The sequence below is a fragment of the Salinibacter ruber DSM 13855 genome (assembly GCF_000013045.1).
GTDB lineage: Bacteria > Bacteroidota > Rhodothermia > Rhodothermales > Salinibacteraceae > Salinibacter > Salinibacter ruber.
The window spans coordinates 1,571,643-1,589,455 of sequence record NC_007677.1 but is presented as its reverse complement, the minus strand read 5'-3'; the positions used below and the strand labels follow the sequence as shown (position 1 = coordinate 1,589,455).

Here is a 17,813-nt window from a genome sequence, read left to right as displayed (position 1 = left end):
CCCCGCTTCTGCACTCGTCGTGGCCCCCGATTCCAACTCACCAGACGCTAGATCCGACGCGCCGGCCGACGCGGCCGCCGGCTCGCGCCTCCGCCGATGGGGGCGCCGCCTGCTGTGGGGCGTGGGCGGGATGGTCGGCACGGTCGTCGGGGTCGTGGGCCTCGTGCTGATCGGGCTCCAGACGGAGACCGGCGCCACCGCGGCGGCGCAGTTCCTCGCGCGTCAGGCCAATCCCCTCCCGCAGACCACCCTCGCCGTCGAGCGGGCGTCCGGCAACTGGGTCCAGTCGCTCCGGCTCGCGGACGTGTCCCTCACGCGACCGGCCCCCGACCGGGCCGCTCCCGCGACGATGGCGCACGTCGACTCGTTGGCGGTGGAGTACCGCCCGTGGGCCCTGCTTCGGGGCCGACTCCACCTGACGGCGGTATCGATCGACGGCCCCTCGGCCACCCTGCGCCAGGCCGCCGATTCGACGTGGGACTGGGCGCGTCACCTGCCCGCCTCGGCCCCCGCGTCCGAGGACACGAGCGCGGCGCTTCCGATCCGGGTGGACCGGCTTCGGGTCTCGGCGGGGACATTCGCGGCCCAGTTCTACGCCGGGGGGCGCGACTCGACGGCCCGGATTCAAGGCCTTACCATCCGGGCGCAGGATCTCTACTACGGGCTCTCGATGGGCGGCCGGCTCGACACGCTCGGCCTGCGCGGCCGCCTGCCCACCGACACGACGGAGCTGCGACTGGCGGCGCGTGGGGCGGTGTCGGAGCGGCGGGTGGCCCTCGACACGCTGCGGCTCGCCTCCCCCCGCAGTGCGGTTCAGGGCGGCGGCACGGCCCGCCTGCCCGCCGCCCCCGGCGACTCGCTGGACGACGTGGCCCTTTCGGTCCGGGCCGACCCGCTCGTCCTGGGCGACCTCACGGCGTTCGCTCCGTTCCTGGACGTGGACCCACGCGAGGCCCTTGACCTTCGCGCCCGACTCACGGGCTCTGAGGACCGACTCGCCCTCACGACGGACGTCACGGTGCGCGACGGCGGGGGGCGCTTCACCGCCGAGGCAACGGCGACGCCCCACCTCGCGTCGTCGCCCGGCGCTTCTCCGCTGAAGTACCGGATCGATGCGCAGGCACAGCGCCTCACGACGAGCCTGCTTGGGGGAAGCGGCCCCGCTCAGAACAGCATCACGGCCGCCGTTACGGGCGCCCTGGAGGGGCCGGCGTTCGACTCCCTCAGCGGAACCCTGTCGGCGTCGGTCACCGACACGCGGTTCCACGACGTGGAGGTCCCCGACGCAACCCTCGAATCGACCGTCCAGGCCGGAACCGCCACCCTCGACCTGCATGGGACGGTGAACGACGTTCGACTCTCGGTCGCCGGATCCGCTCGTCCCTTCGACGCGGCCCCCTCGGTGGACCTGCGTGCGCAGGTGCAAGACCTCACACTGGCGTCCGTGGCCCCGGATGCAGCCCTCGATGGATCCTTCACGGCTACGGCCCAGGTGCAGGGCCGGTCCATCACGACGGACACCGCCGCGTACGACGCCGACGTGCGCCTCCGGGACTCCCGCCTCGGCACGCAGGTGATCGAGTCGGGGCGTTTCACGGCCGCGCTGCGGCCCCGGGAGGTCCGTGTGGACGGCGCCCTCCGATTCCCGACGGGTCGGCTTCGGGCGGCCGGGCACGCCGCCCGGGACGGGTCCGAGCGCTTCGTCCTGGAAACGGGGCGCCTGGAAGCGGTAGACCTGGCCGCCCTGGCCGGCGACACCACCGACAGCCGCGTGACGGCGACCCTGACGGGGGAGGGACAGGGCTTTGCCCCCAGGACGATGGACGGCCGGGCCACCCTCTCCGTTCAAGAGTCACACTACGGGCCGCACCGGCTCTCCGCGATGACGGCCGCCACACGCCTCCGCGACGGCGAGGTGACCGCGGACGCCTCCGCCCAACTGAACGGCAGTACGTGGACGCTCGCGGCCACTGCCCGCCCCTTTGCGTCCCGTCCGACGGTTGCCCTGACGGAAGGCCGCTTCCAAAACGTAGACCTCGGCCCGTTCCTGCAGGACTCGACCCAGTCGAGTGCCCTCCACGGCACAGTTCAGGGACGACTCCGGGGCGTGCGCCCCGACAGCCTGTCCCTAAACGTGGGGCTCGCCCTCGACACGTCCCGCGTGAACCGGCAGCCCGTCACGTCGGCCTCCCTGGATGCGTCGCTGCAAAACGGCACCCTCCGCTCCACCCTGGGGCTGGATACCCCCGCAGGAGCCGTCGAGCTTCCGCTTCGGGCCCGCCCGTTCGACGATGTGCCCTCCTACCAGGTTCGGGGCGGGAACTTCGAAAACATCAACGTAGGTGCCCTCGCCGGGCTGGCGTCCCTGAACACGGCCCTCTCGGGGACCCTCACCCTGGATGCCCGGGGCGCACGGCTCCCCGAGCTCGACCTGGACTCGGAATTGACGCTCCGCCCGTCCACCCTGAATCAGGCGTCCGCGGACGGTCGCCTCTCCGTGACGACGAAGCAGGGCCGCGTGGCGGCGGACGGACAGTTCAGCCTGGCCGGCGGGGCCCTCCAGCTCCGCGGTCACCTCGACAGCCTCGCCCAAACCCCGACCTACGCGCTCCGTACGGCCGCCCGGTCGGTGGACCTGAGCGCCCTTGCCGGGCTCGACTCCACACAGGCCCGCCTTCACACAGCGACCTGGAGGGTAGAGGGCCGGGGCCTTCGCCCGGACAGCCTCCAGGCGTCGACGCGCCTCGCGGCCGATTCCGTTCGCGTCGGCGACCTGCGCCTCAGCAGCGCACGGATGACGGGCCGCCTCGACCGCGGCCTCTTTCGGGTCGACACCCTCGGGGTGCAGTCCAACGTGGTGGCGGGACACGGCCAGGGCCCCCTCGCTCTGGCCCCAGGGGCGGGGTCGTCGGACTTTGACCTCAGCGCCCGCGTGACGGATGTTGCCCCCCTCCGCGGCTTGGCCGGCCTGTCCTCGCTGAAGCTCCGCACGGGGCGCCTGACGGCCCACGTCTACGGCTCGTCGGAGGCGCAGCGCTTCGACGGCACCGTCGCGGTGGACGGACTCATCTACGACGACCTGCGGCTTAGCGACGCCACGGCCCTGTTCGCCGGGCGGCGCGGCACCACCCAGTTCCTGGACCACCTGACGGTGACGGGGACCGCCGGATACCTCTCGGCCTTCGATTTTGCGGCCACCCGGACCCGCATCGATGCCGACTACGACGGCACCGCCGTCAATCTGTCGACGGACGTGCAGCTGGACGCCAAACGCCGCGTGCAGGTTGACGCCGGCATCCGCCCGGCGGCCGACTCGACAATAATCGACCTCCAGACACTGACGGCCCGGCTGGGCCCCGATCGGTGGGCCCTGCGCCGCCCCACCTCAATTGCGATCGGCGACGCGTACCGCGTAGAGGACCTCTTGCTGGAAAGCGGGGCGCAACGCATCGAGGCCAGTGGCGTCGTGGCCCCGACCGGGGCGCAGGCGTTCGACACCACGTTCGAACAGGTCCGCCTCCGCGGCATCGCGCCGCTGCTGGGGCTGTCCGGCCTCGGCGGGGCCGCAACGGGGCGCCTCCGGCTCACCGGAAAGGCCTCCGCCCCGGTCCTCGACGGCACCCTCGACCTCGACGTGCGGTCCGAAGACCGCAAGGTCGGGACCCTTCAGCTGGACGTGGGCTACGAAGATCTGACTGCGGACCTCGACGCGCGCCTCACCCATGAGGACGGCAGCGTCCTGACGGTGAACGGCTCGGTCCCCACCGACCTGCGCCTCCAGGCCCCCACCCCCGCCTCCATCTCCGACCGGCCCGTCCGACTGGAAGCCTCGACCGACCAGTTTCCCCTCGACTGGGTCGACCCCTTCTTCGACCCCGCGACCGTCCGCTCCGTCGCCGGCACCCTCACCGCGGACGCCAGGGTCCAGGGCACCCTCGGCAGCCCGTCGCTCTCGGGATCCGCTTCCGTGACCGACGCCGGCGCCTCCATCCCGGCCCTCAATGCGACCTACGACGGCGGCACGGCACGCCTTCAGCTGTCAGGCAACGAACTGACCCTCGAACAGGCCCGCCTCCGCACCCCCAACGGCGGCTCCCTGCGGGCCGACGGCACCATCTCGCTTCCGGAGCTTACGGTCGGCGAGTACGACCTTACACTGAACGCATCCGAGTTCCTCGCCATCAACACGGCGGCCTACCGCCGGGCCGTGATCGACGGCGACATGACCCTCCGCGGGACCGTCCGCCGACCGGTGTTGTCGGGCGGCCTGCAGGTGCAGAGCGCAAGCGTCTACTACGCCGAGGCCCTTGCCGAGGGCGCCGCCGCCATGGGCGCCGTGGAGCTGACGGCACAGGACCAGCTGACCCTCGAAGAACGGTTCGGGCTCCGCCTGACCTCCGCCGACACGACCACCTTCGACGCCTACGAGGCCCTGGCACTGGACCTGGCCGTCCAAATCCAGAGCAACACGTGGCTGCGGTCAAGCAGCAATCCGGAGATGAACGTGCAGTTTACCGGCGACCTGGACGTGCAGAAGGCCGCCCTCGAAGACCCACAGGTCTTCGGGACCATCGATGTCGTGGAGCGGCGAAGCACCCTGCGACAGTTCGGGCAGGAATTTCAGATCACGGAGGGCTCCCTTACCTTCAATGGCGACCCGTTCACGCCGTATCTCGACTTGTCGGCGGTGTACGATCAGCGGGCGCAGGGAAGCCAGGGCTCCGAAGTGCGCATTACCCTCTCCCTCTCGGGCCGTCCCGACAACCTCTCCCCCGCCCTCTCGTCGGAGCCCACGATGAGCACGCGCAACATCTTCTCCTACCTCGCGACCGGACGCCCGGCCGACGCGCTCTTCAGTGGAAGCTCGGAGGGCGGAAGCCTGGCCACACAGGTCGCGCTCGGGCAGGCGTCCAACTTCGTCGAAAACCTTGCGGCCAGCGAGCTGGGCCTGGACGTCGTCCGCCTCGACGTTCGCACGGAGGGCACCTCCTACCTCACGGTGGGCCGCTACCTCACGCCACGCTTTTTCGCGTCGATCGAGCAGCCCGTGCTCGCCCCCAGCTCGCAAACGTCCACGCAGTCGACGGCCCTCATCCCGGACGTGACCCTCGAATACCAGCTCACCAACTACCTCCAGCTCCGCTCTCGGAGCAACCAGCAGTCCCTGCAGTTTAATCTGCTCTTCGAGTACGCCTACTGACAGTCCCGCGGCCCGACGCGCGGCGGGCCCACGGGCGTGCGGAAGACGTCCCCTACACGACAATGGAGTCGGAAGCGGTGCTGGCAGACTCCGGACGCGCATGCCAAAGGGCGGGCACGCCGGCCCGTGTCAGTCGAGGAGCCCATCGGCGAGGGTCGTAAGATCGGGCACCGTGTGCACCGGATCCGTCTGGGGCGCCGGCGGGTCAAACCGGTCGTCGTAGCGCCGGACCCGCACGCAGTCAATGCCGAGTCGCCCCGCGGGGTTTACGTCGTGGTACACGCTCTGGGCGACGTGCAGGAGCCGATTGGGCGGCACGCCGAGCCGCGTGAATGCCGTCTCGAAGGGGTCGAGCGCCGGCTTGTAGGCCCGCACCCGTTCGCTCGTGATGACGTCGTCGAAGTCCACGCTGAGGTGGCGGGCCGTATCGTGGAAGAGGTCGTCGTCCACGTTCGAGATGACGGCGAGCCGAAACGACGCGCTCAGCCGCCGGAGGGACGCATTTGTGTCCGGGAAGAGGGGCCAGTTCCGTACCGACCCGACGAACCGCTCCGTCTCCACGTTGGTCGGGGTAAACCCGAACCGGTCCCCGAACCGCCGCAGGACGCGTCCCAGCACCTCTTTGTATTTGACGTAGCTGCCGGACTCCACGTCCCGCTCAAACTCCCCGTAGTGCCGGAAGAGCGCCTCGTCGTCGAGTTCGACGTCGTGGGCGCGGAGGATGGGCCGCAGCGCCGTGGAGATGCCGTCGGCCCAGTCGACGAGGGTGCCGTAGCAGTCGAACGCAAGCACGTCGTAGTCGTCGGGAGTGAGGGACATGGGTCGGGAGGGGAAAGGGGAATTGCGCGCAGACGTGGGGCCTCTTATGGGCTTGCCCCGGCACAGGATGCACGGTCTGCAGCAGGACGGTCTCCGCAGTCGTCAAGGGGCAACCCGCTGCGCCGCATCCGTTCGGGCGCGCCGCATTCCGTACAGGAGCACCAGAAGCATTCCGCCCAGCAGCCCCGCCAGGGCGAGAAAGGCCGGGCCCCACCCCAGCAGGTCGGCCACCGCGCCGGTCACGACGCTGCCACTGGCCCCCAGCACCATGTAGGCCGTCCGGATGAGCCCGAAGCCCGCACTGCGCTCCTCCTCCCCCAGATGATCCATGAACTTGGGCAGCAGGGCCGCGCCCCACCCCATCGCCAATCCAGCACAGAGGGTCGCCCCGCCCACGATCCACGGCCCGCCCCCCGCGACGAGCCCCGTGTAGCCCACCACCCCGATCCCTACGGCGGCGGTGGCCGCCGGGTACCGGCCCACGCGGTCCGAGAGGGTGCCCAGCAGCGGCTGGGTGAGGCCCTGCACCACGAAGTAGGCCGAAAAGAGCGCGCCGGCGCCCGCCTCCCCGTAGCCCTGATACTCGATGAGAAACGCCGGCAGAAACGAAGCGGTGGCCTGCCACACGAAGGCCCCCACGACGGAGAGCCCCGCCGTGAGCGCGATGGGCGGACGCCCGAGCAGTTCGAGCAACGGCCCGAGACGGAGACGGCTCCAGGGCGACTCGTCGGGCCGCACCGGCGCGATGGGGCGAACCACCATCCCGAAGAGGAGGGCGCTCGGGAGCGCAATGACGGCCCCCAGCGCCACGGCCCACCGCCAGTCCAGCCACACCCCGATGCTTCCTGCGGCCAGCGGAACCAACACGCCCGCCACCGGCGCCCCCGCGGTGTGAAGTCCAATCGCGGAGCCGGTGTTCGGGATGGTCCGGGTCAAAAGCGACGTGGCGACGCTGAAGTGGAGCCCGGCGACGCCCCCCAGCACCACCGCCCCGACGAGGAAAACGGGATAGGTCGGCGCCATCGCCACCAGCGCGCTCGCCAGCGCCGTCCCCCCCACCGCCACGAGGATAATGCGCCGCTCCCCGTACCGGTCGGCCAGCAGCCCACTCGGAAACTGCGAGGCCGCGTACGCCATCCACATGCCCGTGAGGGCCAGGCCGATCGCACTGTTGGACACCCCAAACGCGTCGCCGATGGCGGGCACGACCGGACTGATGGCCAGCCGCGCGGCCATCGTCGCGAAGAAGGCCAGGGTGCACGCCCCGAGGACGGCCCCCTGGTACGACCACAGTTTCACAGTGAGCTAGAGAGGCTGGGAGGAAGGGTTCGCGCAACGACTAATAGGTACGCCCCCCTCGTCCGTCGGTTTGAAAGGGAGTGTGACGATCGAGGCCCGCTGTCGTCTTTCGCAAAGTGTTCGCTCGGCGTCGCTCGCCCGTCTCTCCGGAGGCGCCCGCCGCGTCAGGATGCCGGGGTTGCCCCCACCTCTATTTCGGCCTGGAGGGCGTCGAGCCGTGCAATCGTTTCTTCGAGGTCCTTCGCCGTCGTCCGTGGGTTGATGGGGCACAGCCGGAGGACGGGCCGGCCGTCGAGCGTCGTCTGCGTCAGGAAGGCCGCCCCTTCGTCGTTTACGGCCGCAATGAGGCGGCGTGTGAGCGCGTCCACCTGGTCGGGCGTCCACCCGTCCGGTTCGCAGCGAAACGTGATGATGCCCATCTGGGCCGGGGTCACCACCGTCCACCCGGGCCGCCCCCGAAGCAGCCGCTCGGCCTGCTCGGCCCGCTCGAAGCCCCGCGCCACCGCGGTGGCGACGTGCTCGCGGCCAAACACCTTGAGCGTCATCCAGAGCTTGAGCGCCCGGAAGCTGCGCGTAAGCTGGATGCCGGAGGCTGAGAAGTTGACCTCGTCCTCCTCCCCCACCGCGTCCTCCAGGTACTCCGCCTCCAGCCGAAAGGCCCGGCGGAGGTGCTGCTCGTCGCGCACGAGCACGCCCCCGATCTCGAAGGGCTGGAAGAGCCACTTGTGCGGATCGAGGGTCAGCGAATCGACCCGTTCGATGCCAACGAGCCGGTTCTGGCCCCGCTTGCAGACGACCGTCGGCGCCCCGTACGCCCCGTCCACGTGCAGCCACAGGTCTTCGGCGTCGGCCAGGGCCGCCAGGGCGGGCAGCGGATCGACGGCCCCGGTGTTGGTGGTGCCCGCGTTGGCGATGATGCAGAAGGGACGCCGCCCCGCCGCCCGGTCGGCCGCGATGGCCTCTTCCAGGGACTCAGGATCGAGCCGGTACTGATCGTCGGCGGGCACCCGGTGGAGCTGGTCGGGGCCGAACCCGAGCAGCCGCAGGGCCCGGTCGACCGACGTGTGGGTCTGGTCGGAGCAGTAGGCGACGGCCCCCGTCACGTCGTCGTCCAGCCGGGCGTGGCGGGCGGCGGCCAGGGCCGTGACGTTTGCCATCGAGCCCCCGCTCGTGAACAGCCCCCCTGCGGCCTCTGGGAGGCCACAGAGCGTCCGCAGCCAGTCGATCACCACCAGTTCGATCTGCGCGGCGGCGGCGCCCGAGATCCAGGTCCCCGAGAACACATTGAACCCCGACGCCAGCATGTCGGCGAGCACGCCGACGAAGTTGTTCGGCCCCGGCACGAACCCGAAGAAGCGAGGGTGGTCCACCCGCATTGTGTTCGGCAGCACCTCCGCCTCCACCTGATCAAGAACGGCCTCCGGGGGGGTCCCCTCTTCCGGGAGGTCTTCCCGGAGGTGGGCCTCTAGTTCGTCTCGCGACGGCGTTTCCCCCAGCGATTCGTCCCCTCCGTCCGCGAAGTGGTCGACCAGGAGATCCACGACCCGGTAGCCGAGCGTCCGCATTTTTTCGGGGGAGAGTTCGAGGCGGTCGTGATCCATGGGCACAGCACGCGTAAACAATGAAAGCGAAAGCAGGTGGGAAACGGAGCCCCGGAACGCGAGTTGCGCGAAGCCCTGGAGCGTGGGGGATGGATGTTCGCCCTCAGCGACCACGCTCATCTGGCACGTGCAAACAAGCGCCCTGGATTTCTTCACAGACGCATTCCCCCAATCCCATGGTCACGCTCTACCGCCAGCCTGGTGACCCGTGGGCCGACGAGATCGAAGAGGCCCTTCGCGAAATGGTCATTGCCCACGAGGTCGAGCACGTCGAAGATGCCGACGCCCTCCCCGAAGTCATTTCCGAACTCCCGGCCCTGCACGACGACGGCGAGGTCGTGACCGGAGCGTCGGCCCTCCGTTCACACCTCCAAGCACTACGTGCCCTGATGGCCGACTGGAATCGGTTTCAATCGGACGCCTGTTATGTTGAGGACGACGGCTCGATTTGCTAACCTTTCCCGCACAGGCCCACCCCCGACCCGTCTGTTGCAGGCTTTTCAGCTATTCCGGACAACATGGCGCGCCTGCGGGGCATATACCTGAGTGTCCATTTGACCTCACGCCCTGGTTTTGCCTTCTCACCCAACCTCTTGCCTTCAGATGGCCATTGATCTCTCGTCCGCAAACACGTTCGACGAGCGTCACCTCGGCCCCACGGACGCCGACGTGGACGCCATGCTCGACGCCCTCGGGGCCGAGTCGCTCGACGCCCTCGTCGACGCGGCCATTCCAGACTCGATCCGGACCGACGCCCCCCTCGACCTGCCGTCCGCCCTCACCGAACAGCAGGTGCTCGACGCGGCTCAGGACGCCGGCGCCAAGAACGACACGTGGCGCTCGTTCATCGGCATGGGCTACCGCCACACCCACACGCCCCCCGTCATCCAGCGCAACATCCTGGAAAATCCGGCCTGGTACACCCAGTACACGCCCTACCAGGCCGAGATTGCACAGGGCCGCCTGGAGGCGCTCCTCAACTTCCAGGACATGACCATCGACCTGACGGGCCTGGAGATCGCCAACGCGTCGCTGCTCGACGAGGCGACGGCCGCGGCGGAGGCGATGATGATGCTGAATCGGGTCGACCGCCGCAGCGACGCCGCCACGTTTTACGTGTCGGAGGACTGCCACCCGCAGACCATCGAGGTGGTAAAGGGCCGCGCCGAGCCGATCGGGATCGACGTCATCGTGGAATCCCCCGAGAACTTCGTCTTCGGCGAGGACACGTTCGGCTGCCTCCTGCAGTACCCCACGACCGACGGCGCGGTGCACGACTACCGCGACGTGGCCGACCGGGCCCACGAGGCGGACGCCTACGTGGCCGTGGCCGCCGATCTGCTGAGCCTCACGCTCCTGGAGGCCCCGGGCGAGTGGGGGGCCGACGCGGTCGTCGGCTCCACGCAGCGCTTTGGGGTGCCGATGGGCTACGGCGGGCCCCACGCCGCCTACTTCGCGACCCGCGAACGCTTCCAGCGCCAGGTGCCCGGTCGCATGATCGGCGTTACGAAGGATGCCGACGGCGAGATGGCGCTCCGCATGGCGCTCCAGACCCGCGAGCAGCACATCCGACGGGGGCGCGCCACGTCCAACATCTGCACCTCCCAGGTGCTGCTGGCGGTGATGGCGTCGATGTACGCCGTCTACCACGGCCCCGAGGGGCTCCGCGAGATTGCGACGCGGGTGCACGACCTCACGAAGACGCTGGCCGAGGGGCTGAACCGAACGGGCCACACCGTCCGCCACGATGCGTACTTCGACACGCTCCGCGTGGACCTCACCGATGCCACTCAGGCGCAGGTCCGCGAGCGGGCCGAGGCGCACGAGATCAACCTCCGCTACTACGACGACGGGTCGGTAGGCGTCGCGCTCGACCAGACCGTCGACGCCGAAGACCTGGACGCGCTCTTCACCGTCTTCGGGGCCACCAACGGCCAGAAGCTGTACGCCGACGACCTGGCCGCGGACCTCGACAGCGGCTACGACGGCCCGATGCCGCGGCAGACCTCGTACCTGGAGCACCCGGTCTTCAACTCGTACCACTCCGAGGGCGAGCTGACGCGGTACATGAAGTCACTGGCGGACAAAGACCTGTCGCTCGTCCACAGCATGATCCCGCTGGGATCGTGCACCATGAAGCTGAACCCGACCGCCGCCCTCCAGCCGATCTCGAACCCGCAGTTTGCGGGCCTGCACCCCTTTGCGCCCCAGGAGCAGGCGGCGGGGTACGAGCAGGTGATCGACGAGCTCAGCGGCTACCTGACGGAGATCACGGGCTTCGACGACATCTCCTTCCAGCCCAATTCCGGGGCCTCCGGCGAGTATACCGGCCTCCTGATCATTCAGGCCTACCACGAGGCGCGGGGCGAGGAGCAGCGGGACGTGTGCCTCGTCCCTGAGTCCGCCCACGGCACCAACCCCGCCAGTGCCAACATGGCCGGGATGGAGGTCATCACGATCGACTGCGACGAGAACGGGGACGTGGACCTGGAGGACCTCCGCGAGCAGGCCGAGGTAAACAGCGAGCGCCTCGCCGCCGCGATGATTACGTACCCGTCGACGCACGGCGTCTTCGAGGAGCACGTCGAAGAGATCTGTGACGTCATCCACGAGCACGGCGGGCAGGTGTACCTCGACGGGGCCAACGTCAACGCACAGGTCGGCCTCTGCCGCCCCCGCGAGTACGGCGTGGACGTGTGCCACCTCAACCTGCACAAGACGTTTAGCATTCCGCACGGCGGCGGCGGGCCGGGCGTGGGGCCGGTCTGCACGGCCGAGCACCTGAGTCCCTTCCTCCCCGGTCACCCGGTGGTGGAGACGGGCGGCGACCAACACATTCCCGCGATTGCCGCGGCGCCACATGGCAGCGCCTTGATTCTGCTCATCTCGTGGGCCTACATCAAGCTGCTGGGCCCAGAGGGCCTCACGAAGTCGTCGAAGACGGCCCTCCTCAACGCCAACTACCTGGCCGACCAGCTGTCGAACCACTACGACATCGTCTTCCGGGGCCCCAATGACCGTGTGGCCCACGAGTTTATCCTCGACCTCCGCCCGTTCCGCTCTGAGCTCGACATCAACGAGCAGGACGTGGCGAAGCGGCTGATGGACTACGGCTTCCACGCCCCCACGATGAGCTGGCCGGTGGTCGGCACGCTCATGGTGGAGCCCACGGAGAGCGAGTCGAAGGCGGAGCTCGACCGCCTGGTCGACGCATTCGCCGCCATCCGCAGCGAGATCGAGGCCGTCGAGACCGGGACGCTGGAGGCGGAGGCGAGCACGCTCAAGCAGGCCCCCCACACCGCCGAGATGGTTACCGCCGACGAGTGGGACCGCGCGTACAGCCGCGAGACGGCGGCCTATCCGGTGGAGGCGGTGCGCGAGCGCAAGTTCTGGCCCACCGTGCGGCGCGTGAACGACGCCTACGGCGACCGGAACCTCTACTGCGCCTGTCCCCCGACCGACGCCTACGAGGCGGACGAAGAGGAGGAGCTGACGTCGGCCCTCAAGACCGCGTAGCCACGTCACTCAGGGCCCTGTCCCTGCGTGCATTTCGTGGGAACGGGACGTTCGAACACGTTCAGCAGGAGGGCCGCGAGACCGTCTCGCGGCCCTTTCTCTTTGTCGGTTGCGCCCACTACGATAAAGGCGGTCCATGGTCGAAATTGTACACGGGGATCTGTTCGACGCGGACGTGGCGGCGCTCGTGAACCCGGTCCACTGCGCCGGCCTCATGAAGCGCGGGCTGTGCCGCCAGTTCAAGACGCGGTTTCCCGACAACTACGAGCAGTACGAGGCGGCCTGCGACGCCGGGGCCCTGGCGCCGGGCGACGTGCTCGTGCACGACCGCGGGGGACTCTTCGGCGACGGCCAGCATCCCCGCTACGTCCTGAACGTGGCCACGAAGGACCACTGGCGCGACGCCTCGTCCGTCCCGCACATCGAGTCGGGGATGGCAGCCCTCGTCGACGAGGCCACCGCCCACGACATTGCGTCGCTCGCCGTGCCCGCACTGGGCTGCGGCGGGGGCGGGCTCGACTGGCCGACGGTGCGCCCGCTGCTTACCACGCCGCTCAAGTCGCTCGATGGCGTCCGGGCGCTCGTTTACGCCCCCCGGTCGGCGAGCGCAGAGGGCGGCGGCCCCGACGCGGACGATCGCCCCGCCATGACCCGGGGACGTGCCCTCCTCCTCTCCGTCCTCGACGCCTACGCCACGCCGGGCGACACCGTCAGTCCACACGCAGCGCACAATCTCGCCTTCCTGGTGCAGGGGGCGGGCGAGGACCTGCGCCTCACGTTCGAGCCGGGCACGTACGGGCTCCGCGCCGCGGGCCTCACGGCCGTGCTGCGCCGGATTGAGGGGGCCTTTATTGCGGGGTACGACCCGTCGCACCAGGACTCCTCGTTTCGCCTTCGCCCGCCAGCGGTCGGTGTGGCGCGGGACACCCTTTCGGACCACCCGACCGCCAGTGAGCGTCTGGGCCGGGTGCGGGCCCTCATCGAGGAGTGCGACACGCCCGACACGCTCGAACTGCTCGCTACGGTCGGCTGGCTCACGCGGCACGACGCGCAGGCCCGGCGCCGTCCCGAGGCGGTCGTGCGGGCCGTGCAGGACTGGAGCCGGCGCAAGGCGGAGCGTTTCGCGCCGGCGCAAATTGCGGCGGCCTGGCAGCGGCTCCACCGACACGAGTGGATCGGCCCAGGGCACCCGGCGGGTCCCGAGCAACCGTAGGGTACGTGGCGGACGGCCCGGCACTACGCCGACTGCCTGTCCTCAAGCCGCGCCCGAAATTGCCGAATCCCGTCCTCGGTTCCGGCGACGAGCACCTCGTCGTCCGCCTCGAAGGCAACGAGGGCGTCGTCGGGATCGGTGAGGAAGTCGCCCTCCCGGTACACGGCAAGCACTGTGTAGTTGGTCTGTGCATCCGGATCGACCTCCCTCAACGGTTCTCCGGCCAATGGGGAGGCCGGGAGGCGGACCACGTTGATGTGTCGATCGCGAGACCGGTGGTCCTCGTCTTCGAATGCCGTGGCGGCCAGCATCCGCCCACAGACCGTCGGCAGGGCCTGCACGAAGTCCGCGCCGGCCCGGTAGAGGTTCTGAACGGCCGTCTCGTCGTGGGCCCGGACGAGGATTTGCAGCTCCGGGTTCAGGTCGCGCGCGATGAGCGTCGCGAACGTGGCGACGCTGTCGTCGTCCACGGCGATGATAAGGGCCGACGCGTCCTCGATTCCGCAGGCCCGGAGCGCGTCGGGGTCGCGAACGTCCCCCGCCACGTCCACCTCCGCCCCGTCTTCGAGGTCGAGCACCGTCACGTCGGCATGTACCGCCCGAAGGGAGTCCCGCGCGGCCTGCCCCGAGTCGCCGTGTCCGGCGAGGATGATGGACTGTGGCGTGAAGGCCCGCACGTACGGGGCCATCTCACTGCGAAGGGCATCCAGTTGGTCGGGCGTGCCGGCGAGAAACAGGCGCGTGCCCGCTTCGAGGGGCGTGTCGGCGTCCACGGACGTCTCGAAGGTGCCATCGAGCCAGGCCCCAATGACGCGCACCCCGAACCGCTCCGAAAGCCGAAGGGCGCGGAGTGAATGGTCGTGAGACGGGCCGTGCCGGGTCACGATGAGCTCCGCGAAGTCAATCTCAGTCCCCGCCGTCGCCTGTTCCTCCACGTTGGCCGCCGCGGCCACGGGCACCTGCGCAGCGAGGCTCCGCCCGAGCAGCTGCCGGGGCGAAAGCGCCACGTCCGCCCCCGCCGCCCGGTGGTATCGGGTTGCCGAGGCGTCCTCGGCCAACGTGATGATGCGGCGTTCCGGACTGGCCTCACGGGCCGCAAGCACAATGCTGGCATTTTCGTCGTCGGCCACGTCGGCCACCAGGGCCTTTGCCGCCCCGACGGAGGCCCGCTCCAGAACGGCAGTCGATGTCGGGTCCCCCTCCATGACCTCGTAGTCCCGCTCGTAGAGCGACGCGGCCTGCTCCACGTTGGGCTCAATGAGCACGTACTCCTCTCCCCGCTCAATCATCTCGTCGATGAAGACCTCCACCCGGGGCGTGTAGCCGCACACGATGACGTGACCGGACCGGTCGGGGAGGCCCTTCGGGGCCGTGGGCCTGAGCGCCTCGCGGAGCCAGGGCACCACGAACACGTCCACGGCACTCAGAATGAACCCAATGCCCGCGAGTTGAATAACGACCACCAGCATGTTCATCTGGGGACTGCTCCACGGCGCGTCCTCGCCGTATCCGGTCGTCGTGAACGTCTGCACCACCACCTCCAGGGCCTGGTACCACGGCCGCGGCCGTCCCTCCCACACGCTCATGCCCAGGCTGTACGCGCCCGTCAGTCCCACGGTGGCGGCCGCGAGCACCAGTAGGTAGTACGCCGTGCGGCGGGTCAGGGACGTCATCGCGCCGAGGAGTCGTCGGGAAGATGGAGGTAGGGGACAAAGGCCTCGACCGAACCGGAACAGGGCCCATGGGGACTGGGGGACGGTCGGTCTTAACCTATGCCTCGGCGCCCCGAGGCACAACGTCGTCGTGCACCGGCCATCCGCCCTCGTTGCCATCTGAGCCAGACGGAACGACGCGCCGGGCGCACAAATGCAAGCGGGGTGTCCTCTCTTGCATGATTTTCTCTCTGATCGATGTCCGACGCCCCGGAGGCCCAGCCCGGTGATGCCTCGTCGGGTCGAGGAGTCCCCTGTCAGAATTGCGGCGCGCCCCTGGTGGGCGATTACTGCCACCAGTGCGGGCAGCGGCACGTCCCCGAGCTCCGGGTGCTCTACCTGGTGCAGCGCTTCCTCGAATCGGCCCTGGACCTTGAGGATTTGGAACGGGGCGTCGGGCAGACGCTCCGTCGCGCTGCGCAGAATCCGGGCCGTGTGGCCCGCCGGTACGTGGACGGGGAACGCAAGGAGTTCGTCAATCCTCTTGGCTACTTTCTGTTGACCGCCACGGCTACCTTTCTCGTCTTCTCAATGTTTCAGGAGGCGTGGGTGCAGGGGCAGGCCGAGGCGTTCGAGGCAACATGGCGTTCTTTGGGGACCCATCCCGATGAGGTGTTCCGTTCCGGATCTCCGCTCCGGTCGCTCGGCTGGTCTTCTGCTCAGGACCTTGCAGCGGGCATCTTCCAGTTTTTCCAACAAGTACAGACGTACGTCGGGCTCTTCACCTGTATCGTTGCAGGCCTGCTCCTTCGATGGGCATTTCCGGAACGGACCGCCGCCGAGACCCTCGTGTTTGAGCTCTACGTCACGGCCCAGGCCACACTGTTCCTTGGGGTGCTCGGTCCACTGCTCTTCTGGGCAGCTCCGGCCTACATCGGCGTTCTGCCTATTTTTTTGCAGGTTGGCCTCCACACCCACGGCGCCGGCGCGTTTTTCGGAACGCACTGGCGAGCTCGCCTCCTGCCCGCCTGTGCCTATTTGGCAAGCGGGATCGTACTCGTCGTTGGTTCCGGTCTTCTCGTCGTCGGGGCCATGAGCTACCTGGCCTGAGCAATCGGACGCCCATGCCGTCCCGCCGTAGCCTATTTTTCCACCGGGTGGCGCGTCTCCCCCTCCCCGTACACCACAAACTTCTCGGTGGTCAGCGCCTCCAGGCCCATCGGGCCGTAGGCGTGCAGCTTGGTGGTGGAGATGCCGATCTCGGCGCCCAGCCCCAGCTCGCCCCCGTCCGAGAAGCGTGAGGAGGCGTTTACGAGCACGACCGACGCGTCGACCGAGCGGACGAAGCGGCGGGCCGTCGGAAGGCGGTCGGTCACGATGACTTCCGTGTGGTTGGAGCCGTACTCGGCGATGTGGTTCAGCGCCTCGTCGTCGCTTTCGACCACCCGGGCCGCGAGGGTCAGGTCGAGGTACTCGGCGGCGTAGTCGTCTTCGGTCGCCGCCCCCACGCCCGGGAGCAGTTGTCGGGTCCGATCGTCCCCGCGAAGCTCCACGCCGGCGTCGTCGAGGAGCGCCCGGGCCCGGGGCAGAAAGTCGTCCGCCACGTCCGCGTGCACGAGCAGCGTTTCGAGCGCGTTGCAGACGCTGGGGCGCGAGACCTTGCCGTCGAGCAGGAGGTCCTCCGCGACCTCCAGGTCCGCGTCTTCGTCGACGTAGAGGTGGCAGACGCCCTTGTAGTGCTTGATGACGGGAATCTGGCTCGTCTCGTCCACGAAGCGGATCAGGCCCTCCCCACCGCGCGGAATAATGAGGTCGAGGTGCTGGTTGAGGGTCAGCATCTCCTGCACCGCCGCCCGGTCGGTGGTGGGGATGAGTGTGACGGCCGCGGGGGGGACGCCCTCCGCCTCCAGGGCCGTGTGCAGCGCCGCCGCGACGGCCTGGTTCGAGTGGAATGCGTTGGAGCCGCCCCGCAGCAGGACCGCGTTGCCCGCCTTGAAACAGAGCCCGGCGGCGTCGGCCGTGACGTTGGGACGGGCCTCGTAGATCATGCCGATCACCCCCAGCGGGATGCGCATCTTTCCCACCTCGATGCCACTGGGCCGTTTGGTGGTGCCCCCCATTTCGCCCACGGGATCGGCGAAGGACGCCACGTCGCGCAGCGCGTCGGCCATCTTGGTGATTCGGTCGGGATTCAGGACGAGCCGGTCGATCAGGGCGTCGTCGAGCCCCTCCTCACGCGCAGCGCTCACGTCCTTGCCGTTGGCGGCCAGGATGGCCTCCTCGTCCGCCTCCAGCGCGTCGGCCATGCGGCGCAGCGTGCGGTTCTTCGTTTCGGTCGAAAGCGTGCTCAGCTCGCGGGCGGCGGCCTTGCAGTCCGCGGCGAGAGCGTCGACGGAGAGCGCTTCGGAGGTCGTGTCGGACATGGGCGCGACTGAATTTATTTGTTTGTTCATGCCGAAAAAGCAAACTGCTATACACAGAGCGCCCGCCGGTGCTCCGACCGTTGTTGCCGT

10 protein-coding genes are annotated in these 17,813 nt (G+C 69.2%); 5 read left to right on the top strand and 5 right to left on the bottom strand.

What is annotated here, in order from left to right:
- Positions 1 to 19 precede the first annotated feature (19 nt).
- Positions 20 to 5,200 (top strand): translocation/assembly module TamB, encoded by a 5,181-nt coding sequence (locus SRU_RS06715; protein WP_118828859.1) that lies wholly within the window; start codon positions 20 to 22, stop codon positions 5,198 to 5,200.
- Between the two features lie 129 nt (positions 5,201 to 5,329).
- Here SRU_RS06715 and SRU_RS06710 read toward each other — a convergent pair whose 3' ends face one another.
- The 3 genes from SRU_RS06710 to SRU_RS06700 all read right to left on the bottom strand — a co-directional run bounded on the left by SRU_RS06710 (position 5,330) and on the right by SRU_RS06700 (position 8,919).
- Positions 5,330 to 6,019, bottom strand: coding sequence for a haloacid dehalogenase type II (locus SRU_RS06710; protein ID WP_011404012.1), 690 nt, complete (start codon positions 6,017 to 6,019; stop codon positions 5,330 to 5,332).
- Between the two features lie 102 nt (positions 6,020 to 6,121).
- On the bottom strand, positions 6,122 to 7,318 hold the full coding sequence (locus SRU_RS06705; RefSeq protein WP_011404011.1) for an MFS transporter: 1,197 nt from the start codon (positions 7,316 to 7,318) through the stop codon (positions 6,122 to 6,124).
- Between the two features lie 164 nt (positions 7,319 to 7,482).
- Positions 7,483 to 8,919: a pyridoxal phosphate-dependent decarboxylase family protein gene (locus SRU_RS06700; RefSeq protein WP_237702014.1), complete on the bottom strand. Its 1,437-nt coding sequence runs from the start codon at positions 8,917 to 8,919 to the stop codon at positions 7,483 to 7,485.
- Positions 8,920 to 9,095: 176 nt separating this feature from the next.
- On the opposite strand from SRU_RS06700, the gene SRU_RS06695 reads away from it, so the two are divergent.
- From SRU_RS06695 to darG, 3 genes are all read left to right on the top strand, one after another.
- Positions 9,096 to 9,374, top strand: a complete 279-nt coding sequence (locus SRU_RS06695) for a glutathione S-transferase N-terminal domain-containing protein (protein ID WP_118828857.1) — start codon at positions 9,096 to 9,098, stop codon at positions 9,372 to 9,374.
- Positions 9,375 to 9,522: 148 nt separating this feature from the next.
- Positions 9,523 to 12,435, top strand: coding sequence for an aminomethyl-transferring glycine dehydrogenase (gcvP, locus tag SRU_RS06690; RefSeq protein WP_118828856.1), 2,913 nt, complete (start codon positions 9,523 to 9,525; stop codon positions 12,433 to 12,435).
- Positions 12,436 to 12,571: 136 nt separating this feature from the next.
- Positions 12,572 to 13,648: a type II toxin-antitoxin system antitoxin DNA ADP-ribosyl glycohydrolase DarG gene (gene darG, locus SRU_RS06685; RefSeq protein ID WP_011404008.1), complete on the top strand. Its 1,077-nt coding sequence runs from the start codon at positions 12,572 to 12,574 to the stop codon at positions 13,646 to 13,648.
- Between the two features lie 23 nt (positions 13,649 to 13,671).
- On the opposite strand, the gene SRU_RS06680 is transcribed toward darG, so the two are convergent.
- A complete protein-coding gene (locus SRU_RS06680; protein ID WP_118828855.1) occupies positions 13,672 to 15,321 on the bottom strand; it encodes a potassium channel family protein in 1,650 nt (549 codons plus the stop codon).
- Positions 15,322 to 15,558: 237 nt separating this feature from the next.
- Between SRU_RS06680 and SRU_RS06675 the strand changes: the two genes are divergently transcribed.
- Positions 15,559 to 16,410, top strand: a complete 852-nt coding sequence (locus SRU_RS06675) for a DUF3667 domain-containing protein (RefSeq protein WP_118828854.1) — start codon at positions 15,559 to 15,561, stop codon at positions 16,408 to 16,410.
- Between the two features lie 32 nt (positions 16,411 to 16,442).
- Here SRU_RS06675 and SRU_RS06670 read toward each other — a convergent pair whose 3' ends face one another.
- Positions 16,443 to 17,723: a glutamate-5-semialdehyde dehydrogenase gene (locus SRU_RS06670; RefSeq protein ID WP_237702012.1), complete on the bottom strand. Its 1,281-nt coding sequence runs from the start codon at positions 17,721 to 17,723 to the stop codon at positions 16,443 to 16,445.
- Between the last annotated feature and the right edge of the window lie 90 nt (positions 17,724 to 17,813).

Excerpts from the sequence above, each read along its gene's own strand:
- SRU_RS06710 (WP_011404012.1), bottom strand. The coding sequence starts at position 6,019 with ATGTCCCTCACTCCCGACGACTACGACGTGCTTGCGTTCGACTGCTAC.
- SRU_RS06675 (WP_118828854.1), top strand. The coding sequence starts at position 15,559 with ATGTCCGACGCCCCGGAGGCCCAGCCCGGTGATGCCTCGTCGGGTCGA.
- SRU_RS06700 (WP_237702014.1), bottom strand. The coding sequence starts at position 8,919 with ATGGATCACGACCGCCTCGAACTCTCCCCCGAAAAAATGCGGACGCTC.
- darG (WP_011404008.1), top strand. The coding sequence starts at position 12,572 with ATGGTCGAAATTGTACACGGGGATCTGTTCGACGCGGACGTGGCGGCG.
- SRU_RS06670 (WP_237702012.1), bottom strand. The coding sequence starts at position 17,723 with ATGTCCGACACGACCTCCGAAGCGCTCTCCGTCGACGCTCTCGCCGCG.
- SRU_RS06680 (WP_118828855.1), bottom strand. The coding sequence starts at position 15,321 with ATGACGTCCCTGACCCGCCGCACGGCGTACTACCTACTGGTGCTCGCG.
- gcvP (WP_118828856.1), top strand. The coding sequence starts at position 9,523 with ATGGCCATTGATCTCTCGTCCGCAAACACGTTCGACGAGCGTCACCTC.
- SRU_RS06695 (WP_118828857.1), top strand. The coding sequence starts at position 9,096 with ATGGTCACGCTCTACCGCCAGCCTGGTGACCCGTGGGCCGACGAGATC.